At 71.9% G+C, this 24,544-nt stretch carries 23 protein-coding genes and 1 pseudogene; 6 read left to right on the top strand and 18 right to left on the bottom strand.

The window, feature by feature from the left end:
- Positions 1-16 precede the first annotated feature (16 nt).
- A complete protein-coding gene (locus BG482_RS13060; protein ID WP_069769156.1) occupies positions 17-1,939 on the bottom strand; it encodes a long-chain fatty acid--CoA ligase in 1,923 nt (640 codons plus the stop codon).
- A gap of 210 nt (positions 1,940-2,149) precedes the next feature.
- Positions 2,150-3,484 carry an acetyl-CoA C-acetyltransferase gene (locus BG482_RS13055; RefSeq protein WP_069769155.1) on the bottom strand — a complete coding sequence of 445 codons (1,335 nt, stop codon included), beginning with the start codon at positions 3,482-3,484 and terminating at the stop codon, positions 2,150-2,152.
- Between the two features lie 102 nt (positions 3,485-3,586).
- Here BG482_RS13055 and BG482_RS13050 point away from each other — a divergent pair, with 102 nt between their 5' ends.
- Positions 3,587-4,927 (top strand): 3-oxoacyl-ACP reductase, encoded by a 1,341-nt coding sequence (locus BG482_RS13050; RefSeq protein ID WP_069769154.1) that lies wholly within the window; start codon positions 3,587-3,589, stop codon positions 4,925-4,927.
- Positions 4,927-5,991 carry a MaoC/PaaZ C-terminal domain-containing protein gene (locus BG482_RS43895; RefSeq protein WP_069769153.1) on the top strand — a complete coding sequence of 355 codons (1,065 nt, stop codon included), beginning with the start codon at positions 4,927-4,929 and terminating at the stop codon, positions 5,989-5,991. The genes BG482_RS13050 and BG482_RS43895 overlap by 1 nt, the downstream gene beginning before the upstream one ends.
- A 39-nt stretch (positions 5,992-6,030) precedes the next feature.
- On the opposite strand, the gene BG482_RS13040 is transcribed toward BG482_RS43895, so the two are convergent.
- The 8 genes from BG482_RS13040 to BG482_RS13005 form a co-directional block, all read right to left on the bottom strand.
- The gene (locus BG482_RS13040; protein ID WP_069769152.1) at positions 6,031-6,675 is read right to left on the bottom strand and encodes a TetR/AcrR family transcriptional regulator; all 645 of its coding nucleotides are present in this window, start codon (positions 6,673-6,675) and stop codon (positions 6,031-6,033) included.
- A 79-nt stretch (positions 6,676-6,754) separates the two neighbouring features.
- On the bottom strand, positions 6,755-7,063 hold the full coding sequence (locus tag BG482_RS13035) for a DUF4229 domain-containing protein (RefSeq protein WP_069769151.1): 309 nt from the start codon (positions 7,061-7,063) through the stop codon (positions 6,755-6,757).
- 85 nt (positions 7,064-7,148) lie between these two features.
- Positions 7,149-7,673, bottom strand: coding sequence for a GNAT family N-acetyltransferase (locus BG482_RS13030; protein WP_069769150.1), 525 nt, complete (start codon positions 7,671-7,673; stop codon positions 7,149-7,151).
- A 56-nt stretch (positions 7,674-7,729) separates the two neighbouring features.
- Positions 7,730-8,893, bottom strand: coding sequence for an aminofutalosine synthase MqnE (mqnE, locus tag BG482_RS13025; protein ID WP_069769149.1), 1,164 nt, complete (start codon positions 8,891-8,893; stop codon positions 7,730-7,732).
- 130 nt (positions 8,894-9,023) lie between these two features.
- The gene (locus tag BG482_RS13020) at positions 9,024-9,479 is read right to left on the bottom strand and encodes an Lrp/AsnC family transcriptional regulator (RefSeq protein ID WP_057583651.1); all 456 of its coding nucleotides are present in this window, start codon (positions 9,477-9,479) and stop codon (positions 9,024-9,026) included.
- Positions 9,480-9,545: 66 nt separating this feature from the next.
- Positions 9,546-10,208, bottom strand: coding sequence for a UbiX family flavin prenyltransferase (locus tag BG482_RS13015; protein WP_069769148.1), 663 nt, complete (start codon positions 10,206-10,208; stop codon positions 9,546-9,548).
- A gap of 66 nt (positions 10,209-10,274) precedes the next feature.
- Entirely contained in the window at positions 10,275-11,180 is a 906-nt protein-coding gene (mqnP, locus tag BG482_RS13010; RefSeq protein ID WP_069769147.1) for a menaquinone biosynthesis prenyltransferase MqnP, read from the bottom strand.
- Positions 11,177-12,634, bottom strand: coding sequence for a menaquinone biosynthesis decarboxylase (locus tag BG482_RS13005; protein WP_069769146.1), 1,458 nt, complete (start codon positions 12,632-12,634; stop codon positions 11,177-11,179). Before BG482_RS13005 ends, mqnP begins: the two co-directional genes overlap by 4 nt.
- A gap of 87 nt (positions 12,635-12,721) precedes the next feature.
- On the opposite strand from BG482_RS13005, the gene BG482_RS13000 reads away from it, so the two are divergent.
- Positions 12,722-13,120 (top strand): PLD nuclease N-terminal domain-containing protein, encoded by a 399-nt coding sequence (locus BG482_RS13000; RefSeq protein ID WP_069769145.1) that lies wholly within the window; start codon positions 12,722-12,724, stop codon positions 13,118-13,120.
- Here the strand turns inward: BG482_RS13000 and BG482_RS45795 are convergent.
- The 3 genes and pseudogenes from BG482_RS45795 to BG482_RS12990 form a co-directional block, all read right to left on the bottom strand.
- The gene (locus tag BG482_RS45795) at positions 13,107-13,304 is read right to left on the bottom strand and encodes a DUF397 domain-containing protein (protein WP_069769144.1); all 198 of its coding nucleotides are present in this window, start codon (positions 13,302-13,304) and stop codon (positions 13,107-13,109) included. The two genes, BG482_RS13000 and BG482_RS45795, sit on opposite strands and share 14 nt — an antisense overlap.
- A pseudogene (locus tag BG482_RS45125) lies at positions 13,301-13,408 on the bottom strand (DUF397 domain-containing protein); the annotation flags it as partial. The gene BG482_RS45795 and the pseudogene BG482_RS45125, both read right to left, overlap by 4 nt.
- Positions 13,380-14,294 carry a helix-turn-helix transcriptional regulator gene (locus tag BG482_RS12990; RefSeq protein ID WP_256096344.1) on the bottom strand — a complete coding sequence of 305 codons (915 nt, stop codon included), beginning with the start codon at positions 14,292-14,294 and terminating at the stop codon, positions 13,380-13,382. The pseudogene BG482_RS45125 and the gene BG482_RS12990, both read right to left, overlap by 29 nt.
- A gap of 125 nt (positions 14,295-14,419) precedes the next feature.
- Here BG482_RS12990 and BG482_RS46115 point away from each other — a divergent pair, with 125 nt between their 5' ends.
- Together BG482_RS46115 and BG482_RS12980 are read left to right on the top strand one after the other, a co-directional pair.
- Positions 14,420-15,016, top strand: coding sequence for a hypothetical protein (locus BG482_RS46115; RefSeq protein ID WP_069769143.1), 597 nt, complete (start codon positions 14,420-14,422; stop codon positions 15,014-15,016).
- Positions 15,017-15,215: 199 nt separating this feature from the next.
- Positions 15,216-15,974, top strand: a complete 759-nt coding sequence (locus BG482_RS12980; protein WP_069769142.1) for a dienelactone hydrolase family protein — start codon at positions 15,216-15,218, stop codon at positions 15,972-15,974.
- Positions 15,975-16,079: 105 nt separating this feature from the next.
- On the opposite strand, the gene BG482_RS12975 is transcribed toward BG482_RS12980, so the two are convergent.
- Both BG482_RS12975 and BG482_RS12970 read right to left on the bottom strand, forming a co-directional pair.
- Positions 16,080-19,145: an FG-GAP-like repeat-containing protein gene (locus BG482_RS12975; protein WP_069769141.1), complete on the bottom strand. Its 3,066-nt coding sequence runs from the start codon at positions 19,143-19,145 to the stop codon at positions 16,080-16,082.
- A gap of 307 nt (positions 19,146-19,452) precedes the next feature.
- Positions 19,453-19,911 carry a nucleoside deaminase gene (locus BG482_RS12970; RefSeq protein ID WP_069769140.1) on the bottom strand — a complete coding sequence of 153 codons (459 nt, stop codon included), beginning with the start codon at positions 19,909-19,911 and terminating at the stop codon, positions 19,453-19,455.
- A gap of 155 nt (positions 19,912-20,066) precedes the next feature.
- Here BG482_RS12970 and BG482_RS12965 point away from each other — a divergent pair, with 155 nt between their 5' ends.
- Positions 20,067-20,852 (top strand): CDP-alcohol phosphatidyltransferase family protein, encoded by a 786-nt coding sequence (locus BG482_RS12965; RefSeq protein WP_069769139.1) that lies wholly within the window; start codon positions 20,067-20,069, stop codon positions 20,850-20,852.
- Here the strand turns inward: BG482_RS12965 and BG482_RS12960 are convergent.
- From BG482_RS12960 to BG482_RS12950, 3 genes are all read right to left on the bottom strand, one after another.
- A complete protein-coding gene (locus BG482_RS12960) occupies positions 20,791-21,561 on the bottom strand; it encodes a MerR family transcriptional regulator (protein WP_069769138.1) in 771 nt (256 codons plus the stop codon). The two genes, BG482_RS12965 and BG482_RS12960, sit on opposite strands and share 62 nt — an antisense overlap.
- Positions 21,562-21,729: 168 nt before the next feature.
- The gene (gene ccsB / locus BG482_RS12955; RefSeq protein ID WP_069769137.1) at positions 21,730-22,833 is read right to left on the bottom strand and encodes a c-type cytochrome biogenesis protein CcsB; all 1,104 of its coding nucleotides are present in this window, start codon (positions 22,831-22,833) and stop codon (positions 21,730-21,732) included.
- Positions 22,830-24,542 carry a cytochrome c biogenesis protein ResB gene (locus BG482_RS12950; RefSeq protein WP_069769136.1) on the bottom strand — a complete coding sequence of 571 codons (1,713 nt, stop codon included), beginning with the start codon at positions 24,540-24,542 and terminating at the stop codon, positions 22,830-22,832. The genes ccsB and BG482_RS12950 overlap by 4 nt, the downstream gene beginning before the upstream one ends.
- Positions 24,543-24,544 lie beyond the last annotated feature (2 nt).

Raw genomic sequence — 24,544 nt, 5'->3', positions numbered from 1 at the left:
GCGCCCCGCCAGCCCTTTACCCCGGGTACAGGCCCTCCACCTGGTCCGCGAAGTCGCGCATGATCGCCTCGCGTCGCAGTTTCATCGAGGGCGTGAGGTGACCGGCGTACTCCGAGAAGTCGGTCGCCAGGAGCGTGAAGCGGCGGATCGACTCGGGCCGGGAGACCAGTTTGTTGGCCTCGTCGACCGCGCGCTGGAGCACGGCGTTGAGATCCTCGTCGTCGATGAGCAGCTCCGCGGGGACCGGGTGCTTGCCGTGCATCTGACGCCAGTGGGTGAGGCCGTCGGGGTCGAGGGTGAGCAGGGCGGTGACATAGGGGCGGCCGTCGCCGAGGACCATGGCCTGGGAGATCAGGGGGTGCGAGCGCAGCCAGTTCTCCAGGGGCGCGGGGGCGACGCTCTTGCCGCCGGCCGTGATGATCATTTCCTTCTTGCGGCCGGTGATCGTCAGATAGCCCTCGTCGTCCAGCTCGCCGAGGTCGCCGGTGGCCAGCCAGCCGTCGGGGGCCGCGGGCACGACCCCGCCGGCCGACGGGTCCCAGTAGCCGCGCAGGACGTGATCCCCGGCGACGAGGATCTCGCCGTCCGCCGCGATGCGGATCCTGGTGCCGGGCAGCGGCCAGCCCACCGTGCCCAGACGGGGTTTCATCGGCGGCGTCACCGTGGTCGCGCCCGTCGTCTCGGTGAGGCCGTAGCCCTCGTAGATCTCGATGCCCGCGCCGAGGTAGAACGAGGAGAGGCGGCGGCCCAGCGGGGAGCCGCCGCAGATGGCGTGGCGCACGCGCCCGCCCATCGCGTTGCGGATGCGGCGGTAGACGAGCGGGTCGTAGAAGGTGCGGGCCGCGCGCAGGGTGGCCGCCGGGCCGGAGCCGGCCCCCGTCTTGTGCGCCTCGACCGCCTCGCCGTAGCGGCGGGCCACGCCGACCGCGCGGTCGAAGGACGACACCCGGCCGCTCGCCTCCGCCTTCGCGCGGGCCGTGTTGAAGACCTTCTCCAGCATGTACGGGATGGCCAGCAGACAGGTGGGTCTGAAGGCCGCCAGATCCGGCAGGAGGTCCTCGGACTTGATGCTCGGGGCGTGGCCGAGCCGGACGCGGGCCCGGATGCAGGCGATCGCGACCATCCGGCCGAAGACATGGGACATGGGGAGGAAGAGCAGGACGGAGAGCTCGTCGTCCTTCGACTTGAAGACCGGGTAGAGGAGTTCGATCGCGTTGTCGACCTCGGCGAAGAAGTTGCCGTGGGTGAGCGCGCAGCCCTTGGGGCGGCCCGTGGTGCCGGAGGTGTAGATGAGGGTGGCGAGCGTGTCGGGGACGAGCATGCCCCGGCGGATCTCGACCTCGGCGTCCGGGACCCGCTCGCCCGCCTCGATCAGCCGGTCCACATGCCCCTTGTCCATGACCCACAGGTGGTGCAGGTCGGGCAGCCGGTCGAGTTCGGGGCCCAGGGCGGCCGCCTGACCGGCCGTCTCGGTGACCAGCACGACCGCGCCCGAGTCCTGGAGGATCCAGCGGGTCTGGAAGGTCGAGGACGTCGGATAGATGGGGACGGTGACCAGGCCGGCCGCCCAGGCCGCGAAGTCGAGCAGCGTCCACTCGTAGGTGGTGCGGGCCATGATGGCGAGCCGGTCGCCGGGGACCAGCCCCTCCGCTATCAGTCCCTTGGCCACCGCGTGGACCTGGGCGGCGAAGTGTTCCGCCGTGATGTCCGTCCAGTCGCCGTCGGGTCCCTTGCGGCTGAGGACCACCGCGTCGGGGACGGCGGCCGCGTTGTCGTAGGGCAGGTCGGCGAGCGAGCCGTAGGCCACCGGGCGCGCCAGGGCCGGGACGGACGCCTCCCGCACCGCGCCGTCCAGTCGGCGCGTCTCGGGTTCCACGAGGGTGGGGGGAGCGTCGTGGTCGGCGTAGGCCGAGCCGGCGGCTGAGGACGGGGTGGACACGGGCGGCTCCCTGGGCGTGCAGCGACGAAACTGCTTGCTGCATGACGTACGTGCTTGGCGCACCGACGCGTTCAACCGGGATGCCCGCTAAGACGAGGGTTACCGCCGGTTAGGTAGGGGATCGTACGGCTCTCAGGTGTGGGGCGTGTGCGTGTTCCGGGATGTTCCGGGGTCGGGGCTGTGCAACCTCGGGGGTTATGTGAGGGGCGCTCACGTTCGTTCCAGGATCGCGGTGACGCCCTGTCCGCCCGCCGCGCAGATCGAGATCAGCCCGCGTGCCGGGCCGCCCTGTTCGGCGAGGAGCTTGGCGAGCGTCGCCGTGATGCGGGCGCCGGTGGCCGCGAAGGGATGGCCGGTGGCGAGGGAGGAGCCGGTCACGTTGAGCTTGTCCCGGTCGACCGGGGCCAGGCCCTGCTTCTCCCAGGCCGCGAGGGTGGCCAGCACCTGGGAGGCGAACGCCTCGTGCACCTCGATCAGGTCGAAGTCCTCGATGCCCAGGCCGGCCCGCTCCAGCATGCGCGGGACCGCGTACGCGGGGGCCATCAGCAGGCCGTCCTCGCCTCCGGCCGCATCGCCGCGCACGAAGTCCACGGCCGCCGTCTCGTAGGCGGTCAGGTAGGCGAGCGGCTCCAGGCCGCGCGCTTCGGCCCACTCCTCCGAGGCGAGCAGGACGACCGCCGAACCGTCCGTCAGGGGGGTGGAGTTGCCCGCCGTCATGGTGGGCTCGGGGCCGTCCGTCCCGAACACCGGCTTCAGCCGCGCCAGTTGCTCGACGGTCGAGCCGGGGCGCAGGTTCTGGTCGCGGGTCAGGTCGCGGAAGGGGACCACCAGGTCGCCGAAGAAGCCCCGGTCGTACGCGGCGGCGAGCCGCTGGTGGCTGGTGGCCGCCAGTTCGTCCTGGTCCTGGCGTCCGACGCCCCAGGCGCGGGCGGTGACCGCCGCGTGCTCGCCCATGGACAGGCCGGTGCGCGGTTCGGCGTTGCGGGGGATCTCGGGGACCAGATGGGCGGGGCGGATCCGGGCGAGCGCCTTGAGGCGGTCTCCGGTGGACTTCGCCCGGCGGGCCTCCAGAAGGATGCGGCGCAGCCGGTCGTTGACGCCGAGGGGGGCGTCGCTCGCGGTGTCCGCGCCGCCCGCGATCGCGGACTCGGTCTGGCCGAGGGCGATCTTGTTGGCGGCGGCTATCACGGCCTGCAGGCCGGTGCCGCAGGCCTGCTGGACGTCGTAGGCGGGGGTGCGGGCGTCGAGCCTGGAGCCGAGGACGGTCTCGCGGGCCAGGTTGAAGTCCCGGCTGTGCTTGAGGACGGCCCCGGCGACGAACTCGCCCACGACGCCGGGCACGTCGAGCGCGTACCGGTTCACGAGCCCGTTCACGGCCGCCGTCAGCATGTCCTGGTTGGAGGCGGTGGCGTAGGGGCCGTCGGAGCGGGCGAAGGGGATGCGGGAGCCTCCGACGATCGCCACGCGACGGGCGCGCGGGGGCTCCAGGGGGCTCTTGCGGGCCCCTCTCAGGTAGGTCACCTTCGACGGCTCCGAGGTACTCATCTCGACCTTCTCCTCACTCTTGACCTAGACTTACCCCCGGTAACCTTACTCCGGAGTAAGTAATTTATCCTGTGCGTCAAGCCCGTGGGAGACGAGACGAACATGGCCGACCGCTATCTGAGCTTCACCGCCACCGCCCCCGGCCGGCTCCTCACCCGGCGGCTCGGCCTTCCGCAACCGGCGGCGCTCAGTCGCTGGTCGAGCGAACACCCCTGTCTCCCCGGCGACTTGCTTCACCTTACGGCCGGTGAGACCGAGGTCAGCGACCTCGCGCCGGTCCTCGCCCGCACCGGACTCCCCCTGGCCGCCCCCGCCGGGGGCCCTGCCGGGGGCCCTGGTGACGCCCCCGTCGCGGCCGTCGTCCTCGACGCCACCGGCGTCCAGGACGTCGACACGCTCGCCGAGGTCCACGCGGCCCTGCACCCGGTCGTGCGGTCGGTCGCGGCGAGCGGACGGATCGTGGTGCTCGGCTCGCCCCTGGACGCCGGGGCCGACCATCACCGGGCAGCCGCGCAGCAGGCCCTGGAGGGGTTCGTGCGCTCCCTCGGCAAGGAGATCGGACGTGGCAGGACGGTCAACCTGCTCAGGCTGACCGACGCGGTCGCCGCCGAGTCCACCCTGCGCTTCCTCCTGTCCCCCAAGTCCGCGTACGTCAGCGGTCAGGTGATCGCTGCGACGGCCGCCGGGTCCGACACCCCCGCCGACCCGTCGCTCCCCCTCGCCGGCCGCACCGCGCTCGTCACCGGCGGCGCGCGCGGCATCGGCGAGGCGGTCGCCCGGACACTGGCCCGCGACGGGGCCCATGTCGTCGTCCTGGACGTGCCGCAGGCCCAGGACGACGCCCGGCGGCTGGCCGGGCAACTGGGCGGCGCCGCGATCGCCCTCGACATCACCGCCGCCGACGCGGGCGAGCGGATCGCCGCCGAACTCCCCGACGGACTCGACGTGCTGATCCACAACGCCGGGATCACCCGGGACCGACGGCTGGTCAACATGCCCGCCGAGCGCTGGAGTTCGGTGCTGGACGTCAACCTGGCGAGCGTGCTGCGCACGACGGACGCGCTGTTCGCCAAGGGGGCCCTGCGCCGCGGCGGGCGGATCGTGGCGACGGCCTCCATCGCCGGACTCGCCGGCAACGCCGGACAGACGAACTACGGCGCGAGCAAGGCGGGGATCGCCGGACTGGTCCGCTCCCTCGCGCCGCGCGCGCTCGCCGAGCACGGGGTCACGGTGAACGCGGTGGCCCCGGGCTTCATCGAGACGAAGATGACGGCCGCGGTGCCGCTGTTCATCCGTGAGGCGGGCCGCCGGATGAACTCCCTCGCGCAGGGCGGACTGCCCGTCGACGTCGCCGAGACGACCGCGTGGCTCGCGCACCCCGCGTCCGGCGCGGTCAACGGGCAGGTCGTGCGGGTGTGCGGCCAGAGCCTGCTGGGGGCCTAGTGACCGGCGTAGTGATCACGCTGTCCGGATCCCCGTCCCTCGGCCCACGGCTCGCCCTCGGCGCGCTGTGCTCCCCGTTCAAGCGGCCCCGGCCGGGTGCGGTGTTCTCCGGTGCCGGTGACCGCCTCGTCCTGCCCGGACTGCGCGTGGACCTGGCCCGGCTCGCCGCCTACGAGCGGGTCTGCGCCTTCCCCACCGGCGAGGACGCGCTGCCGCTCACCTATCCCCACGTCCTGGGCTTCCCGCTGGCCATGCGCATCATGAGCGGCCGGGACTTCCCCCTCCCGCTGCTCGGTCTCGTCCACACGTCGATCGAGATCACCCGCCGCACGGCGCTCGCCGCCACCGGAACCTACGAACTCACCGTGTACGTCGACCGGCTGACACCGCACCGCAAGGGGACGGAGGCGGTCGTCGTGACGGAGCTGAGGGCAACTCCGGCTCACGGCACGAGCGACGGGCCGGACGTCGAGGACGAACCCGTGTGGACGTCGACGAGCACCTACCTGGCCCGCCACCGCACCGGGGCCGAGCCGGCCGCGGCCCACCCCACCCCCATGGCGGACCAGGCCACGCCCCCGCCCGGCCTGCCGACGCCCGCCGCCGGCCGGACCGCGCCCACCACGGATCCGGCCGCCCCCGCCGCGCATCGGGTCGTGCCCGCTTCCGGTGAGGCGGCCCCCGCCCGCGGGCGGGCCGAGCCCGGTCTGCTTCCCGTGCTCGACGAGTGGCGGCTCGCCGCCGACGTCGGGCGGCGATACGGCGCGGCGTCCGGCGACCGCAACCCGATCCACCTGCACGCGCTCACCGCCCGCCTCTTCGGCTTCCCCCGGGCCATCGCCCACGGCATGTGGACCGTGGCCCGCTGTCTCGCCGCCCACGGAGTGCCCCCGGCGGTGCGGGTCCGCGCGGACTTCCGGGCCCCGGTGCTGCTGCCGGGCACGGTCGTCTTCGCGGCGGACGGCAGCCGCTTCGAGCTGCGCGGAACGGGAGAGGCGGGACGGATCCATGTGAGCGGCCGAGTGGACCCGCTCGGCGACGCCGAGGGGTCGCGCCCCGCCTAGGGATCCCGCCCGCGCTCCGGCCCTGGGCGGCGGTCGCGCTCAGTCCCCCGGTGGGGTCCAGGGGCGGCCGTCCATCAGGTCGCCGAGTCCCGACCAGGCGAAGTTCATCAGCGTCGCGGCCGCCTGGCGGGAGGTGACGCCCGCGGTGGCGTTGGCCCAGGCCGCGAGGGATTCGGCGGCGCCCACCAGGGCCTCGGCGAGTCCGGCGACCTCGCGTTCGGGGAGGTCGGGGTCACGGTGGGCCTCCCGGGCCGCGACCACGATGAGCTGGGTGACGAACGCGACGATCTCCTCGCGCATCCCCGCGACCTCGGCGGCGAAGGGCTCGCCGTGGGTGCGGGCCTGGAGGTGCAGGACGGACCAGGCGTGCGGGTGTTGCGCGGTGTGCGCGAAGAACGCCCGCAGCCCTTCCCAGAGTTGACGGTCGGCGGGCAGGTCCGTGCGGACGCCGGCCCGGACGGCCTCGACGAGCGCCTTGGCCTCGCGCCGGATGCAGGCGGTGAAGAGGTCTTCCTTGGAGTTCAGGTACAGGTACACCAACGGCTTGGACACGCCTGCGAGTTCGGCGATCTCGTCCATCGACGCGGCCATGTACCCCCGGCGACCGAAGGTCTCCACGGCGGCGTCCAGCATCTGCTGCTCACGGACCGCACGCGGCATCCGTTTGGTCTTCACGGCACCCATGCGCACAGCGTAGCCAGGGCGGGGCGAACCCTGCCCCGTGCGACGGGACGGGCCGCCTCCGGGAGGTCCCCGCGGGAGGTCAGGAGGTCTGCGTCCGGCCCTGGGGGCCGGCGGTCTCGTCGGCCGTGGCGTCCTCCTGGGACCGGTTGGCCTCCAGGTTGGCCTTCATGCGGTCCACCCGCTGCACGACGTGCACCGAGGCGCGGTCGCGTTCCTTGCGCAGCACCACGAAGCTGATCGGCGCGGAGATCACCAGCGAGAGCAGCAGGACCCACATGATGTTGGAGTCGCCGAGGCCGCGCGGGACCACGCCCGAGTAGACGAGACCCCAGACGACCACGAAGCAGCCGGCGAAGACACCGAGGCGCATCAGTGTGTAGCGGAGCATGTCAATCCACTCTTCCGATTCCAAAAGGGGCCGTCATCCAGTGAAGCACGCCGGGCCGCCGGTCCCTCAGCCGCCCCCGCGGGCCTCAGCGCAGAGGAAGCAGCATGATGACGTCGTCGCGGTCGTCGCCCGGGGCGACCCGGATGGCCTCCGGGATCCGGCCGACCTCCTTGTAGCCGCAGGAGCCGTAGAAGTCCTCCAGGCCCAGTCCGCCGCGGCAGGAGAGGCGGACGGCTTCGATGCCGTCGAAGCCGCGGGCCGCGTCGGCGGCTGCCGCCAGCAGGTCGCGGCCGTAGCCCCGTCCCTGGAGCCGGGGGTGCACCATCACCGTGTAGAGCCAGACCCAGTGCTTCTGCAGCCGGTGGGCGTTGAAGGAGAAGAACGCCGTCGCGGCCACCTCGCCGGCCGCGTCCTGCCCGACGAGCAGCCGGTGGCGGCCCTCCGCCATCGCCGCGAGGTGCTTGAGGAGCTCCGGGCGGACCGTCTCGCGGTCCACCCGGCCCACGAAGCCGACGGCTCCGCCCGCGTTGGAGACGTCCGTCCACAGATCGAGGATGCCGTCGCGCAGGGCGGGCCCGACGGCGGGATCGAGAGTGAAAGTAAGGGACACAGGGCCACCCTATCCCTTACAAGCCGGTCGTTGCCCTGACAAGTCCTCCGTCGCCCTCACACCCGCATGGGCTGCGGCGACTCCCGGCGGGCCGGGTCCGGCCCGTCGTACTCGCGGATGATCTCGTACCGCGTGTTGCGCTCGACGGGCCGGAACCCGGCGTCCCGGATCAGGTCCAGCAGGTCCTCGCGGGTGAGCTTGTTCGGCGTGCCGTAGTTGTCGGCGTCGTGCGTGATCTTGTACTCGACGACCGAGCCGTCCATGTCGTCCGCGCCGTGCTGCAGGGCCAGCTGCGCGGTCTGCACGCCGTGCATCACCCAGAAGACCTTCACGTGCGGGACGTTGTCGAACAGCAGACGCGAGACGGCGAAGGTCTTGAGGGCCTCCGCGCCGGTCGCCATCTGCGTGCGCGCCTGGAGCCGGTTGCGGACCTTGCCGTCCTTCATGTCCACGAAGTCGTGCTGGTAGCGCAGCGGGATGAAGACCTGGAAGCCGTTCGTCTCGTCCTGCAGCTCGCGCAGCCGCAGGACGTGGTCGACGCGGTGGCGGGGCTCCTCGATGTGGCCGTACAGCATGGTCGACGGGGTCTTGAGCCCCTTCTCGTGCGCCAGGCGGTGGATCCGCGACCAGTCCTCCCAGTGGGTGCGGTGGTCCACGATGTGCTGGCGGACCTCCCAGTCGAAGATCTCCGCGCCGCCGCCGGTCAGCGACTCCAGACCCGCGTCGATCAGCTCGTCCAGGATCTCGGAGGCCGTGAGCCCGCTGATCGTCTCGAAGTGGTGGATCTCCGTCGCCGTGAACGCCTTGAGCGAGACGTTCGGCAGGGCCGCCTTGAGCTCGCGGAGCGAGCGCGGGTAGTAGCGCCACGGCAGGTTCGGGTGCAGGCCGTTGACGATGTGCAGCTCGGTGAGGTTCTCGCCCTCCATCGCCTTGGCGAGCTTCACCGCCTCCTCGATGCGCATCGTGTACGCGTCCTTCTCGCCCGGCTTGCGCTGGAAGGAGCAGTACGCGCAGGACGCGGTGCACACGTTCGTCATGTTGAGGTGACGGTTGACGTTGAAGTGCACGACGTCGCCGTTCTTGCGGGTGCGCACCTCGTGCGCGAGCCCGCCCAGCCAGGCCAGGTCGTCCGACTCGTACAGCGCGACGCCGTCCTCACGGGTCAGCCGCTCACCGGCCCTGACCTTCTCCTCCAGCTCGCGCTTGAGCCCGACGTCCATGCCCACACCTTTCACCGACGACCTACCGAACTACCGACGCATACCTGGCACGTGCCCACGACCGCCGACGGCTTCCCGTCGGCCTGCCGCCGGCTTCCGTGCCGACCCGACCAACCGTACGTCCCCGCCGCTACACCTCTTCCGGCAGCTCCCCGACGCGGTTCTCCCACTTGGTGGAGAGCACGATGGTGGTACGGGTCCTGGAGACGCCCTTGGTCCCGCTGAGCCGACGGATGATCTTCTCCAGACCGTCGACGTCCGTCGCCCGCACCTTGAGCATGAACGAGTCGTCGCCGGCGATGAACCAGCAGTCCTCGATCTCGCTCAGGTCCTTCAGCCGGGCCGCCACGTCCTCGTGGTCGGCCGCGTCGGAGAGGGAGATGCCGATGAGGGCGATGACGCCGAGGCCGAGCTGGGCGGCGTTCACCGTGGCGCGGTAGCCGGTGATGACCCCGGCCGCCTCCAGCCGGTTGATGCGGTCGGTGACGCTGGGTCCCGACAGACCGACGAGGCGTCCCAGCTCCGCGTAGGAGGCCCGGCCGTTCTCCCTCAGGGCCTGGATGAGCTGCCTGTCCACCGCGTCCATGCGAATCGAAGCCTTCCGGTCAGAGTTCGTGAAGAGATCAGGTACTGCGACGTGCTCAGACGGCGATCAGGTCGCCCGGGTTCCGGAAGCGCCGCCCAGCTCGCCGTCCCAGCGGCGGTAGAGCCCGTGCGCGACCCCCGCCGCGTCGAGCACGCGCCCGGCGACGAAGTCGACCAGGTCCTGGATGTGGGTGGCTCCCGCGTAGAAGGCGGGGGAGGCGGGCACGACGCTCGCGCCGGCGTCGTCCAGCGCGACCAGGTGACGCAGGGTCTGGCCGTTGAGCGGGGTCTCGCGGACGGCCACGACCAGCGGCCGCCGTTCCTTGAGCGTGACGCTCGCGGCCCGCTGGAGCAGGTCCTTCGACAGTCCGAGGGCGACCCCGGCGACACAGGCGGTCGAGGCGGGCACGATCAGCATGCCCCGCACGGGGTACGAGCCCGAGGACGGACCGGCGGCGAGATCCCCCGCGGCCCAGTGCCGCACCCGGTCGCCGCTGACGTCGACGTCGAACGCGCCCGGCTTGCCGTCGGCCCCGCGCGCGAGCCATTCCCGCAGGTCGTCCCGCCAGTGCGCGTCCCGGAAGGAGATCCCCGTCTCGTCGAGCAGCGTGAGCCGCGAGGCCCGGCTGACGACCAGGTCGACGCTGTCGCCCCCGGCGAGGAGCGCCCGCAGCACGGCGGCGGCATAGGGCGTCCCGGACGCCCCGGACACCCCCACGATCCAAGGCACGCGCTGCGTTTCTCCTGCGTTCACACCTTGAGCGTACCGGGGGGCACGGGGGTCTTCAGGACCGGACTACACCGTGAGCCCCCGCACCAGCAGGTCGACGAGCGCGCAGACGAACAGGCTGATGCCGATGAACCCGTTCGTCGAGAAGAACGCCCTGTTCAGGCGGGACAGGTCGTGCGGGCGCACGATGGAGTGCTCGTACACGAACGCGCCCCCGACGATCAGCAGCCCCAGCCAGAAGAACGCGCCGGCGTCGGTGGCCAGCGCGTACCAGACGAGCAGCGCGGTCGTCACGGCGTGGCAGACGCGCGCGCCCCGGATGGCCGCCGGGACGCCGAAGCGGGCCGGGACCGACAGGACGCCGGTCTCGCGGTCGGTCTCGACGTCCTGGCAGGCGTAGATCAGGTCGAAGCCGCCGATCCAGACGCCCACCGCCAGACCCAGGATCACCGCGTCCCAGGACCACTCGCCGGTGATCGCCAGCCAGCCGCCGATCGGGCCCATCGCCTGGGCCAGGCCCAGGATGGCCTGCGGGAAGTTCGTGAACCGCTTGCCGTAGGGGTAGACCACCATCGGGATCACCGCGACCGGGGCCAGGGCCAGGCACAGCGGGTTGAGCAGCGCCGCCGAGCCGAGGAACACGGCGACGGCGATCAGCGCGCCGGTCCAGGCGTGCCGCACCGACATCGCGCCCGTCACCAGCTCGCGCTGCGCGGTGCGCGGGTTGCGGGCGTCGATCTCGCGGTCGATGATCCGGTTGACCGCCATGGCGAAGGTGCGCAGGCCCACCATGCAGACGGTGACCAGCAGCAGTCTGCCCCAGTGGACGTTCCCGTCCAGCTCGAACATCGCCGTGAGGGCGGCGATGTAGGCGAAGGGCAGCGCGAACACCGAGTGCTCGATCATCACCAGACGCAGGAAGGCCTTGGTGCGTCCCGGTTGCTGCGGGAGCGCTGCGGAAGCGGAGCTCACAGTCCGTACTCCTTCCAGCGGCGGTCGACCTTCGCCGCCGTCTCCGGGTCGGGCAGGACCATCTCCGGCCAGCCGCCGTCCCGCGTGTACCCCTCCTCGGGCCACTTCCGCGTGGCGTCGATGCCCGCCTTGCCTCCCCAGAACTGCTGGTAGGAGGCGTGGTCCAGGTGGTCGACGGGACCTTCGACGATCGACAGGTCGCGGGCGTAGTCGGTGTTGCCGAGCGCCCGCCAGGCGACCTCGTGCAGGTCGTGGACGTCGCAGTCGGCGTCGACGACCACGATCAGCTTGGTCAGCGACATCATGTGCGCCCCCCAGACCGCGTGCATGACCTTCTGCGCGTGCTTGGGGTACTTCTTGTCGATCGAGACGATCGCGCAGTTGTGGAAGCCGCCGGCCTCGGGCAGGTGGTAGTCCACGATGTCCGGGACGATGATCTTCAGCAGCGGCAGGAAGAACCGCTCCGTGGCCCGCCCCAGGGGGCCGTCCTCCGTCGGCGGGCGCCCGACCACGATCGACTGGAGCAGCGGCCGCTTCCGCATCGTCACGCAGTCGATCGTCAGGGCCGGGAACGGCTCCTGCGGGGTGTAGAAGCCGGTGTGGTCGCCGAAGGGGCCCTCCGGGAGCATCTCGCCCGGCTCCAGCCAGCCCTCGATCACGACCTCCGCCTGCGCCGGCACCTGCAGCGGCACCGTCTTGCAGTCGACCATCTCGATCCGCTTGCCCGCGAGGAACCCGGCGAACAGGTACTCGTCGATGTCGCCGGGCAGCGGGGCGGTGGAGGCGTAGGTCACGGCGGGCGGACAGCCGAAGGCGATCGCCACGGGAAGCTTCTCGCCCTTGCGCGCGGCCACCTGGTAGTGGTTGCGGCTGTCCTTGTGGATCTGCCAGTGCATGCCGATCGTGCGCTTGTCGTGGCGCTGGAGGCGGTACAGGCCGAGGTTGCGGACGCCGCTCTCGGGGTCCTTGGTGTGGGTGAGGCCCAGATTGAAGAAGGAGCCGCCGTCCTGCGGCCAGGTGAAGAGGGCGGGCAGGGCGTCGAGGTCGACGTCGTCGCCGTGCAGGACGACCTCCTGGACGGGGGCGTCCTGGGCCTTCACCTTCTTCGGCGGGACGTGCGTCATCGCGCCGAGCTTGCCGAACGCCTCGCGCACGCCGACGAAGCCCTGCGGCAGCTCCGGCCGCAGCAACCCGCCGATCTTGTCGCTGATCTCGGCGTACGACTTCAGCCCGAGGGCCTTCAGAAGCCGCCGGTCGGTGCCGAAGACGTTCATCGCGAGGGGCATGCTGGAGCCCTTCACGTTCTCGAAGAGCAGCGCGGGGCCCCCGGACTTCTGGACCCGGTCGACGATCTCCCCGACCTCCAGATACGGATCGACCTCGGCCTTGACGCGCTTGAGGTCGCCTTCGCGTTCCAGTGCCCTGAGCAGGGAACGAAGATCGTCGTAAGCCATGTGTCCCAGTATCGGCCACCCGCTACCCTGACCCCGTCACCGGGGCCGCCCCCGCCCCCTCACCGCGTTCTGGGAGAACCCGCCACCATGCTCAGGTATCTGCCGTTCCTGCTGGTCCTGGCACTGTGGATCTACGCCTTCATCGACTGTCTGAACACCCCCGAGGAGGAGGTGCGCGGGCTGCCGAAGGTGGTCTGGGTCATCGTCATCCTGCTCTTCGGCGAGGTGCTCGTCGGCCCGGTCGCCTGGCTGGTGGCCGGCAGGGCCCGCCACGCGCCCGCGGGCGGCGGCACGGCGGCCGAGTCGCCCCGCGGCCGGCGCGCCGAGTGGGTGGCGCCGGACGACAACCCCGAGTTCCTGAAGTCCCTGAAGGACGAGACGGCCAGGAACGAGGAGAAGCTCCTCAAGGACTGGGAGGCCGACCTGCGCCGCCGCGAGGACGAGCTCAAGCGCCGCGAGGCCGGCGAGGACCCTACGGAAGGCTGACGGCGTCCACGAACGCGGCCCAGGCGCTCCGCGCGACGACGATCACCGGGCCGTCGGCCACCTTGCTGTCACGGACGGGGACGACGGCGGGGAAACCGGGGGCGACTTCGATGCAGTTGCCGCCGTTCTCGCCGCTGTAGCTGCTCTTGATCCAGGTCGCCGCGCCGAGCCGTTGGCCGCTCACGCCGACACACCCGCCACGAAGGCCGCCCAGGCCACCCGGCTCACGGCGACGACCCCGGCATCGGGGTTCTTGCTGTCACGGACGGGGACGACGGAATCGAACCCGGGGGCGACTTCGAGGCAGTTGCCGCCGTTGTCGCCGCTGTAGCTGCTCTTGATCCAGGTCGTCGCACTGAGCTCGTGCCAGTTCATAGTGCTCATACCCTTCCATCGCGTCGCTGATCAGAGCGGCGGACTCGGCGGCTGACGGCGCGTCGGCCCTGAGCACATGATAGGTCCGGTTATGGCGGGCATAGGCGGCTGGATCGTCGTTGAAATGGCCCTGGTCCAGGGATTCCGAGTACACCCACTCGTGCCCGTCCGACAGCTTGATGAGCGACATGGATGTGTTGGGGCGGATGAGGCCCGGCTCTTTCGAAGGGGCCACCTGGACCCGGACGTTGGAGAGCTGCCCGACCTTGAGAAGATGCGCGCACTGATCACGCATGACCTTCGCCCCGCCGATGACAGTGCTCAGGCAGCTCTCGTCCAGGACAGCGACATAGAGCGGTCCACCGTCGGCCAGAAAGCGCCGCTGCCTGCTGAGTCGGGCCCGGACGCGCTCCTCTGCCTCCGCGGCGCTCAGCACGCGGGAGAACAGCGCCCGCGCATAGTCCTCGGTTTGCAGCAGTCCTGGCATGACACGTTCCTGATACTCCTGTAGGGACACCGCCTCCGCGTCCATCTCGGCCCGCCGCTTGAACCAGTCCGGATGCTCCACCTGGGCATACCAGTCGACGCGCCCCCACAGCCGACCCAACGCCCCTCCCGTGCCGAGCGCTTCGTCGCATTTCTTCGCGAAGGGCTCCTGCGGGACACGCGTCCCCGCCTCCACTCTCGCCACGAGCGACCGGTCGCACGGGATCGCTTTCGCCAGCCCGTCCTGCGTCAGCAGGGCACCCTCCCGGAAGTGGCGCAACAGCTCGCCGAACAGGGCGGCGTTGGTCGTCACTTGTGCTCCCCCTCCGTGACAGACGTCCGTTGGCACGCGCCGGACATTGATACGCACCGTGCCCGCACGCGACGCTCGACACACCCAGAGTCACGAAGTCGGTACGGAGAGGGCACGGACGGGGCATGACCGAAAGCAGCGAGAGCATCGAGAGTCGGTTCGAAACGGGAACGGTCGTCTACGACCCCGCCTCGGACACCGTCGACGAGTACCAGGGCACGGCGGGCCCCTACGCACTGCTGCGTCCGCTCGGCGGGGGCCGGGAGTGGGAGGTCCGCCCGGAGTCGCTGCGTGCGGCCACCCCCGGCGAACGCCTCAGCGCGGCCGTCCGCGCCGCCAACTCCCGCTCGTTCCAGGGTGCGTCGGAGCCCCTCTCCCCCGCCCCCGTCCGGGACTGCGCGGCCTGCGCCGATCTGGCCGCCCTGCGCGACGACGCCCGCGCCCGGCACGACGGCAGCGCCGAGACCGACGCGGACGTCCTGCTGCGCCGCCACCAACGCCGTTACCACGCACCCCTGTTGGGGCTGCGCGAGTACGCGCTCGTGCCGGACGTCTCGGCCGGGGCGGAGTACGAGACGTCGTGCACCGAGTGCCGGGCCGGGTCCGGGGCACGGCAGCGCCCGGCCGAGGCGGAGGAGTGGCAGCACGGGCACACCCGGGAGACCGGGCACGCACGCTACCGCCGTTCCGTCGCCGATTACGCGGTGCTCAGCTCACGGTGATCGGGCCACCCGGCGGAGCCCGCGCGAAAACCCGTGGCGGACCACGGCGGCCGCTGCTACCTTTCCGGAGGCCGTGCGAGAGAACGAGGAGGTGGTACCCGTGAACACAGCAACGACATGGGTGCTCTCCTCCGGGGTCACGGTCGGGCGATAGGTCGTCCGGGAGCGCCGTTCCAGAGCCCTCCCGAAAGGCACGACCATGCATTTCACGTCTGAACAGCGTCTCGACGACGGCGTCCTCGAGCGCGATTTCACCCTCGGCGACATCCCCGGCATCCTCTGGACGCCCCCGTCCGCACCGGTATCCGCGTCCGCACCGGCATCCGCGCCGGTGCCTCTGATCCTGCTCGGCCACCCCGGCGGGCTGGACAGGATGCGCCCGCGACTGGCGGCCCGGGCCCGGCACTCCGCGGCGGAGGGCTTCGCCTCGGCCACCGTCGAACTCCCCGGCAGCGGGGACCGGCCCCGTCTCCCCGCCGTCGAGCAGGCCCGCGCGGACATGCGCCGGGCGCTGGAGGCGGGCGAGCCGGTCTCCGACGACATCGTCGACCGGCTCGTCCTGCCGCTGGTCGACAAGGCGGTCCCGGAATGGCAGGCCGCCCTGGACGCCCTCCTGTCACTGCCCGGGATCGACGGCCCGGTCGGGTTCTCGGGAGGAGTGATCTCCATCGGCGTACGGCTGGCGGTCGTAGAGCCGCGCATCACGGCCGCCGCTCTGTTCGCCGGGAGTTACGTGCCGCGGGCCATGTTCGAGGAGGCCCGGCGGGTCACCGTCCCGCTGCACGTCCTGCTGCAGTGGGACGACGAGGGCAACGACCGGCAGGCCGCCCTGGACCTGTTCGACGCCTTCGGCTCCAAGGAGAAGACGCTGAACGCCAACATGGGCGGCCACACCGGCGTTCCGCAGTACGCGGGCGAGGCGGCGGCCCGGTTCTTCACCCGGCACCTGACGTCGTGACGTGAGGCCGGGCCGTCCCGGCGGGCAGCGGACGCCGGAGGCCGACCAGGCCTCCGGCGTCGTCCCGAGGTGCGTCATGCGGCGGTGCGCCATGCCGCGGCGCCGTCAGAAGACGCCCTTGTAAGCCCCCCACCCGGTGGCGATCTTCACGCCGACGCCGAGCGGCCCCCTCCCGCCGCCGGTGAAGCGCCACACGTTGCCCGAGGTGTCACGGGCGATGACGTCGGCCCTGCCGTCGCCCGTGAGGTCGCCGACACCGGCCACGACGTCGAACGACGCCCCCCAGCGGGTGGCCGCCCTCACCGGGGAGGTGAATCCGCCGGCGCCGTTGCCGGAGTAGCGCCACAGAGTATTGGCCCTGTCCTGGGCGAGGAGGTCGCCGCGGCCGTCGCCGTCGAGGTCGCCGACGCCCACGATCTTCTTGTACGCCGACCAGTTCGCCGCGACGCGGACGCGTGCGGAGAGATTCCCCGTGCTCGTCCCCTTGTAGAGGAACACCTCACCGGTCGACGACTTGCGGGCGATCAGGTCCGCCAGGCCGTCACCCGAGAGGTCGCCGGGCGAGGTCAGCACGTCGTACTGGCCCCAGCCGGCGCCCAGCGAGGTGTGCGGGGCGCCGGGGGTGAATGCCTGGCCACGCTGGGTCCGGTACGCGCGCAGCTCGCCGGTGGCGAACCGGACGAGGATGTCGCCCCGGCAGTCGCCGTTCAGGTCGCCGAAGGGGACGAGGGTCGCCGTGGACGGCCAACCCGGGGCGGATATCGCCGCGTTGAAGCCGCCCGCCCCGTTGCCGGGCCGGTATGCGATCGTTCCGGACGTCGAGAGGGTCAGGGCGTCGCCGATGCCGTCGGGCGCCAGTGAGCCGCTGCTGGTGAAGTCGTGCCGCACGGCGGCGCCGGTGGAGACCGTCACCGTGCGCGACACGGTCAGCGGCGGACCGGAGCCGTCGGCCGGCGAGGCGGTCAGCCTGAAGGTGTACGTGCCGTTGGGCACGAGCGCGCCGACGGCGTCCCGTACGTCCCATCGCGCGGTGAGCGTGCCCTCGGTCTCGCCGCCGGTGTACGTACGGACCACCTGGCCCGTTGCCTTGGCGGTGAGGGTGGCGGTCCAGGAGGCGGCGGGCTTGGACAGCAGCCCGCGCCACTGCCACCACGGGGCGGTGGCCGCAGTGGTCTGCGCGGAATCGTCGGTCGCGTCGGACTCGATGACGTCGAGCGGCTGGGTGGCAGCCCCGCTGGGCACCAGATGAATGCGGCGGGCGGCGTCGACGTAGGCCGCGGGCCCGCCGAACTTGTCCACCGTCCAGGTCACCCCGCGCAGGACGGCGTCGCCCGCCGGGAGGTCGCCGATCTCATGGGTGGCGGCCGTGCCGTCGGCGAAGGCGGTGAGCAGGAGCGCTCCGGCCGAGGAGTCGTGGCGTACCAGGTAGCCGTCGCCGAGCAGCGCCTCACCGGACGGGACGGGGATGTTCCGCTTCGCCGTGCGGTCCCAGACGCCGGCCGCGGCCGTGTTGCCGCACGACCAGTAGATCCAGCGGCCCACGACCTGGAGCTCCTGGGGGACGCAGGGCGCGCCGGTGCTCACGGTGGCGGTCGCCCTGCCGGTCTTGAGGTCCTTGGCGGTGACCGTGCCTGCGCCGACGCCAGGTGTCCACAGCTCGGTGCCCCACACCGAGGCGGCCGTGACGGCCCGCGTGACGATGGGCCGGAGGTCGGTGTAGACGCCGAGGTCGCCCACGTACTGCCGGGCGGGGGAGGTGCCGTTGACGACCGCGTAGCGGCCGGTGACGTCCAGGATGCTGCCGGAGGCCGAGGGGAGGTAGAAGCCGCCCGCCGGGTCGGAGCGGTCGATGGAGGCCACAGAGGAACCGACGTCGGGGTTGGCGTCGGCGACGAATTCCACCGCGCGGCCGTCGCCGGTGGAGTACGGGCCGGCCTGCTGGTAGGTCCAGGTCCGCCGGACCGGGGCGCCCGGTGTTCCGTCGGCGGAGACCGGGCGGGTGTACAAGGCGCCCAGGAAGCTGCTGTCGGCCTCGTCGGTGGCCAGGGTGCCGTTCTGCAGGGAGAGATGGTCGATTCGCGCGGCGGCCGGCGGCACGGCGGCCACCTCCGTCAGGGTGGGCGTGCCCGCGCCCGTGTCGGTGACCTTGCGCACCGCCCAGTGGCCTGAGTCCGCGCCGCCCACGGCCAGCAGGCCGCCGTCCGGGGTCGGCGTGAGCGCGGCGCCCGCGTGCCGGAGCAGGGTGACCGCGTCGCCGCCCGTGAGGGGGACGGCGCTCAGCGGCTCACCGGACGTGTCGACGAGGTTGCGGGGCGGCGACGGGACGGAACGGGCGACCACCAGCCAGCGGCCGGCGATGCCCAGCTGCGGGGCGCCCTCGGTGCCGGGCAGCGTGATCGTCGTCTCGGGGGCGGTGAGGTCAGCCCGGTCCAGGACGTGCGCCGTGGCGCCGTACGCGTACCAGACCAGCCGGTCGGCGCTCAGGGCGACCGTGGTCGGCGCGGCGGCCACCGTCACGTCGGCGGTGACCTTCGCCCCGGCCAGGTCGACCAGCGCCAGGTGACGGGTGGCGCCGAGGGCGTAGCCGACGACGGCGGCGCCGCTGTCGCCGCCCAGGACGGCGAAGTTGGCGGTGACACCGGTCGGCCAGCCGTCGACGCGGGCGCCGTCGGCCGGTGCGCCCGCGCCGTACAGCCACAGCGAACGGTTTCCGGCGGCGTCGCGCGCCTGGGTCAGCACATGGGCTCCGTAGGTGGCCCAGTACGTGCCGTGGGTGATCGCGACGTCCGTGGCGGCGCCGGAGGCCATGTCCCTGAGGATGACCTTCGCGGTACGCGAGACGACCTCGGTCACGATGTCGGACGACGATCCGAGGAACCCGGGGATCGCGGCCTGCGAGAGGGATCCCAGCTCGGTCGTCGTACCGGTGCCGTACGACGTCCACAGCAAGCCGGAACGGCCCTCCTGGGCATGCAGATAGCCGCTCGGACCGGCGGAGTGGACGAGGTCCCGGCGGGGGACGTAGCGGTCGGACTGGAGCACCTTCTCCGCCGTGAGAGGGGCGCCGGCGCTCCCGTCCGCGGCCGCCGGGGCGGCGGTCGGGAGGAAACCGGCGGTCCCGGCGAGGACCGCGAGCGCGGCGACGAGACGGGCGGGGGTACGGCGGGCCACACGGCCTCCGGGGTGAGGAGAGACATCGGAATCGGTTCGCGACGGACGCGCCGAGGGAAGCAGTGCCGCGCCGCGGGCTGATGACCGTCCGGAAGTCGGCGGCAGACGTGCGGCCGTGATGTTCGCTCCCCCGGCACAGAACGTACACAGATAAAGCCGAGAACACACACCTGGTTTTCATGGCTTTGGCAAAAGGCGTCGGGAAACGGTCGATTCGGTTCCCGCGGCCACTGCCTGATCTCTGACGCTCCGTCAAGCAGGCGGGTGACCGCGGCGGTTCGGTGCCGACGGCCGGACGGCGCTGGGGTCAGACGCCGATGTCCTCGTTCCAGAGTGCGGGGTGCCGCCCGATGAACTCGCGCATCATCGCGACGCACTCGGCGTCTTCCAGCAGCACGATCTCCACTCCGTGCTCGGCCAGCCAGTCGTGGCCGCCGTGGAAGGTGGCCGCCTCCCCCACGACCACCCGGGAGATGCCGAACTGGCGCACCAGGCCCGAGCAGTACCAGCACGGGGAGAGCGTCGTGACCATCGTCGTACCCCGGTACGAGCGCTGCCGGCCCGCCGCGCGGAACGCGGCCGTCTCCGCGTGCGTGGAGGGATCGCCGTCCTGGACGCGCCGGTTGTGGCCGCGGCCCAGGAGCGTGCCGTCCGCGCCGTACAGGGCCGCGCCGATCGGGATGCCGCCCTCGGCGAGACCGGCCCGTGCCTCGGCGACCGCGGTGGCCAGCCAGGTCCGTGCCGTCGCCCGATCCAGAAGGTCCATGACCTCATGCTGGTGCGGCGGGCGGCACGGGGCAATGCGGACCACCCGATCGGGTCGCGCTCCCCGTGGGTCCGGCCCTGACCGCCCCGCCGCGGCGGCCACTTGAGCGGTCGGTAGCCTGGCCCGATCATCGTGGGCTCGTGGGAGGAACGTTCATGGTTGCTGCTCCGGTACTGGAGGAGCTGCGGGAGGTCTGCCAGCCGCAGGCCAAGCTGGCGAGCCGCAACGGCGAACACTGGGCGGGCCGGCTGTACATGCGGCGGATCTCCCTCCGGTTCACCCGCCAGTTGGTGCGCACCCGGGTCACCCCGGACCAGCTGACCTGGACGATGGTGGTCTGCGGAGTGCTGTCCGGGGCCGCGCTGCTGATCCCGGGTCTGGCCGGAGCCGTGCTGGCCGCCCTCCTCATGCAGCTCTTCCTGCTCTTCGACTGCGTGGACGGCGAGGTCGCCCGCTGGAAGGGCCAGAACAGCGCGTCCGGCATCTACGTCGACCGGCTCGGCGCGTACCTCGCCGACGCGGCGCTGATGACCGGCTTCGGCTTCCGCGCCGCCGAGTCCGGGCTCGGCGGCTGGGCGGGGTTCAACGGCTGGGTGTCCCTCGGGCTCGCGACCGCGCTGGGCGTCGTGCTGCTGAAGGCGTCGACCGACCTGGTGGACGTGGCCCGGGCCCGGCGTGGACTCGCCGTCGCCGACGACGAGGCGGCCGCGCCGCGCTCACAGGGCGTCGCGTCGGTGCGCCGGCTCGCCGCCGCGTTCAAGATCCACCGGGTGACCAACGGCATCGAGGCGTCCCTGGTCCTCCTCGTCGTGGCGTTCGCCGACGCGGCCACCGGCTCCGTGGACCCGACCCGCTGGGCGCTGGCCGCGATCGCCGTCATCACCTGGCTGATGGTCCCGGCCCATCTGCTGTCGATCCTGTCGTCGTCCCGGCTGCGCTGACGACGTCAAGGTAGGCGTGCAGACGGCCCGCTCCCGCGAGCATCGCGCGGGTGCGGGCCGTCAGCGTCTGCGCGCGCGCCGCCAGCGCGGACCGCAGCTCCGCCTCGCTGCCGCCCTCGCGGCGCAACTCGGCGAGCACCGGCCGGATCTGGGCGAACAGATAGTGACCGCGGCGCAGACTGTGCACGATCCGCGCGTCCCGCACGTCGGCCGGCCCGTACACCCGGTACCGCGTCCCGCGCTCGCGCGGCGGGGCGATCAGTCCGGCCGTCTCCCACACCCGCAACGCCGAGGCCCGCACGCCGAGCAGCCGGGCCACGTCCCCGATCCGCAGTCCGCCGGCGGCACGCGTCGCGTCGGCCTCGGGAACCTGACGGGCCAGTTCCTCCATGGCCTCCCCGGTGGCCCGCAGGGCGGTGCGCTCCTCGTGCAGCCCGGCATGGGCCTCGTCGACGAGGGCGAGCGCGGCCGGGACGTCCCCCGCGTGCACGGTCCGCATGATCCGCGCCGCCGTGACCGGCCCGTACCCCCGCACCAGCGCCCGGTACGCCAGCAACGCCTCCCGGTGCGCCTCCCCGAAGACCCGGTACCCGGACTCCGTACGCCCCGCCGCGGGCAGCACGCCCGCCTCCTCGTAGTTGCGGATCTGCTGCGTGGACAACCCCGCGACCCGAGCGAGATCGACGGTACGCAGCCGGCGGCCGGTCATCGCGGGGACTCCAGGAGACGGAGGAGCGGAGGGGTTCGGAGGCGAGCGTTCGGAGTACTCGGATCGGTGTCCACGCCCTCCCGCCTGTCCGCACGGCGAAGGCCGGTTCCCGTGGTCCAGGTCACTGGTCCGGGGAACCGGCCTTCGGTGTGCGCGGCGGTGTCCGGGTCAGACGCCCGCGTACGAGTGCTTGCCCGTGACGAAGATGTTGACGCCGTAGTAGTTGAACAGCCAGCAGCCGAAGGCGATCAGGGCCAGGTAGGCGGCCTTGCGGCCCTTCCAGCCGGCGGTGGCGCGGGCGTGCAGGTAGCAGGCGTAGGCGACCCAGGTGATGAACGACCAGGTCTCCTTGGGGTCCCAGCCCCAGTAGCGGCCCCACGCGTCGCCCGCCCAGATCGCGCCCGCGATGATCGTGAACGTCCACAGCGGGAAGACGGCCGCGTTGACGCGGTAGGCGAACTTGTCGAGGGAAGCGGAGGCGGGCAGCCGGTCCAGGACCGAGTTGGCGAACCTGCCCGGCTTGCCGCCGGTCGCGAGCTTGTTCTCGTAGGCGTCCTTGAACAGGTACAGGATCGTGGCGACCGCGCCGACGTAGAACACCGCGCCGCAGAAGATCGCGGTGGAGACGTGGATGTACAGCCAGTACGAGTGGAGGGCGGGGACGAGCTGGTCGCTCGCCGTGTACAGGACCGTCACCGCGAGGCCGAGGTCCAGCAGGACCGTGGTGATCAGGAACAGGCCCAGCCAGCGCACGTTCTTGCGCAGCGCCAGCAGCCCGAGGTACACGCCGACGGCCACCGTGGAGAAGGTGATGTTGAACTCGTACATGTTGCCCCACGGCGCGCGCTGCACCGAGGCCGCGCGGGCGACCACGCCGGCCAGCTCGACCAGGAACGCGAGCACCGTGAGCGAGATGGCGATCCGGCCGTACATGTCGCCCTGCTCGTCGCCGCCGTGCGCGCCCGGACCGTCGGGCACGTCACGCGCCCCGGCGGTGGAGCGCACGACGACCTGCGGGCGCTCCAGGACGGCCGTCCCGCCGTTCTGCTTGACGGTGACGGCCGGGCCCGCGCCCCTGCCGCCGGCCTTCGCCTCGGTGAGCGCGGCGGCGGTGCGGCCGACCTTGCTACGGCTGCCGAAGAGCCATTCGGCGATGTACGCGAAGAAGGCCAGGGTGTAGACGGCCATCGAGGAGTACACCAGCGTGTTGCTGATGCTCGCGAGATGCTCGTTGGTGGCGGTGGCCAGCTCGGTTGCGGCGGCGAGAGTCATTTCTCAGCCCCTTCGGCAGGTACGGCTTGGGGTTCGGGGGAATCCGAGGGACCGGGGTCGGACGCCCCGGTGGCCTGGTCGTACAGGATCCCGGCGAGGTCGCCGAGCTCCTCGGGCACCTTGGCGGACTCGCTGCGGCCGAGACCGGCCATCTCGACGACGGTCACGCCGTCGGCGCCCTTCACCGCGCGCACCCAGACCCGGCGGCGCTGGATGAACAGGGAGCCGGCCAGGCCGAAGATGGCGGTGATGGCGCCGGTGAGCGCCCAGCCGCTCGCGGGCTGCTGGGTGACCTGGAAGTTCGCCCACTGCTTGGTGCCCTCGTAGGTGACCGTGCCGGCCCCGTCGGGCAGGGTCATGGTCTCGCCGGGCTTGAGGTTGTCCCGCAGCTGCGCGCCCTTGGCGTCCTTGAACCCCTTCAGATGGGTCTTGTCGAGCTGGTACACGCTCTGCGGGATGCCCGCGTTGACACCGAGATCTCCGTGGTACGGCGTCAGGTTGAGCACCGGGTTGCCGAGCGCCGGGAACGTCGACGCCGTCTCCATGCCCTTGGTGTAGGTCGGCAGGAAGAACGCCGAGATGCCGAGCTGCTCGCTGACGCCCTTGGCGTCGCGGTAGCCGTCGAGGACCTTGACGACGCCGGTGGAGGTGACGTTGGAGTCGAGCGGCAGCAGCGGCACGGCGTCGCTGTAGACGACCTGGCCCTTGCCGTCGCGGACGGTGATGACGGGCGCGTAGCCGTGAGCGGTGAGGTAGACCTTCGAGTCGGCGATCACCAGCGGGTGGTTGACCTTGACGACGGCCTTCTCGTCCTTGCCGTAGGCGCCCACGCTGTAGGTGAGGGCTGCCTGGTAGGTGCGCGGGGTGCCCGTGTTGGGGCCCGAGGTCTCGTACGTGCCGGTGAACTTGTCCAGGGTGAAGCTGAACGGGTTCAGGTCGTCGGTGCTGAAGAGGCTGCCGGACTTGAAGTCGTTGTACTGGGTGAGGGTGTTGGAGAACCCGTCGCCCTCGACGACCAGCTTGTTGCCCTCGGCCTTGAAGAGCTGGCCCCAGGCGAAGGCGACCAGCATCACGATCAGCGCGATGTGGAAGGCGAGGTTGCCGACCTCGCGGGCGTAGCCCTTCTCGGCGGCGACGGCGTCCCCGGCGATGTGGGAGCGGAAGCGGCGCTTCTTCAGCAGGGCGAGCGCGGCCTCACGGACCTGCTCGGGCTCGGCCTCGGTGCGCCAGGTGGTGTAGGCGGGCAGCCGGGTCAGACGCCCCGGCGCGCGCGGCGGACGGCTGCGCAGCTGGCCGACGAACTGCCAGGTGCGGGGCACGATGCAGCCGATGAGGGAGACGAACAGCAGGATGTAGACCGCGGAGAACCACACCGAGCTGTAGACGTGGAAGAGGCCGAGCTTGTCGTAGACCGGCGCGAGCGTCCTGTGGGCGTCGCGGAAGTCGGCGACCTTGGTCTCGTCGGTGCCGGACTGCGGGATGAGCGAGCCGGGGATCGCGCCGAGCGCCAGCAGCAGCAGGAGCAGCAGCGCGACCCGCATGGAGGTGAGCTGCCGCCAGAACCAGCGGGTCCAGCCGATCACGCCCAGGCCGGGGGTGTTGGCGAGGGTGTCGGTGGGGGCCGTCGACAGCTGGGATCCGGCCGCGCCGAGTTCCTGCTCGTCGGAGGCGGCGGCCTCGGTCGGCACGCTGGGCGTGGTCTTGCTCATGG

The organism is Streptomyces sp. LUP30, assembly GCF_001746365.1.
Taxonomy (GTDB): domain Bacteria; phylum Actinomycetota; class Actinomycetes; order Streptomycetales; family Streptomycetaceae; genus Streptomyces.
Note: the sequence above shows the minus strand (reverse complement) of the source record. Positions and strands in the feature narration are given on the sequence as shown.

Excerpts from the sequence above, each read along its gene's own strand:
- ccsB (WP_069769137.1), bottom strand. The coding sequence starts at position 22,833 with ATGACTCTCGCCGCCGCAACCGAGCTGGCCACCGCCACCAACGAGCAT.
- BG482_RS13050 (WP_069769154.1), top strand. The coding sequence starts at position 3,587 with ATGGCCGACCGCTATCTGAGCTTCACCGCCACCGCCCCCGGCCGGCTC.
- BG482_RS13035 (WP_069769151.1), bottom strand. The coding sequence starts at position 7,063 with ATGCTCCGCTACACACTGATGCGCCTCGGTGTCTTCGCCGGCTGCTTC.
- BG482_RS12960 (WP_069769138.1), bottom strand. The coding sequence starts at position 21,561 with ATGACCGGCCGCCGGCTGCGTACCGTCGATCTCGCTCGGGTCGCGGGG.
- mqnE (WP_069769149.1), bottom strand. The coding sequence starts at position 8,893 with ATGGACGTCGGGCTCAAGCGCGAGCTGGAGGAGAAGGTCAGGGCCGGT.
- BG482_RS12970 (WP_069769140.1), bottom strand. The coding sequence starts at position 19,911 with ATGGACCTTCTGGATCGGGCGACGGCACGGACCTGGCTGGCCACCGCG.
- BG482_RS13040 (WP_069769152.1), bottom strand. The coding sequence starts at position 6,675 with ATGGGTGCCGTGAAGACCAAACGGATGCCGCGTGCGGTCCGTGAGCAG.
- BG482_RS46115 (WP_069769143.1), top strand. The coding sequence starts at position 14,420 with ATGACCGAAAGCAGCGAGAGCATCGAGAGTCGGTTCGAAACGGGAACG.
- BG482_RS12965 (WP_069769139.1), top strand. The coding sequence starts at position 20,067 with ATGGTTGCTGCTCCGGTACTGGAGGAGCTGCGGGAGGTCTGCCAGCCG.
- BG482_RS12950 (WP_069769136.1), bottom strand. The coding sequence starts at position 24,542 with ATGAGCAAGACCACGCCCAGCGTGCCGACCGAGGCCGCCGCCTCCGAC.
- BG482_RS13000 (WP_069769145.1), top strand. The coding sequence starts at position 12,722 with ATGCTCAGGTATCTGCCGTTCCTGCTGGTCCTGGCACTGTGGATCTAC.
- BG482_RS13005 (WP_069769146.1), bottom strand. The coding sequence starts at position 12,634 with ATGGCTTACGACGATCTTCGTTCCCTGCTCAGGGCACTGGAACGCGAA.
- BG482_RS13055 (WP_069769155.1), bottom strand. The coding sequence starts at position 3,484 with ATGAGTACCTCGGAGCCGTCGAAGGTGACCTACCTGAGAGGGGCCCGC.
- BG482_RS12980 (WP_069769142.1), top strand. The coding sequence starts at position 15,216 with ATGCATTTCACGTCTGAACAGCGTCTCGACGACGGCGTCCTCGAGCGC.
- BG482_RS13020 (WP_057583651.1), bottom strand. The coding sequence starts at position 9,479 with ATGGACGCGGTGGACAGGCAGCTCATCCAGGCCCTGAGGGAGAACGGC.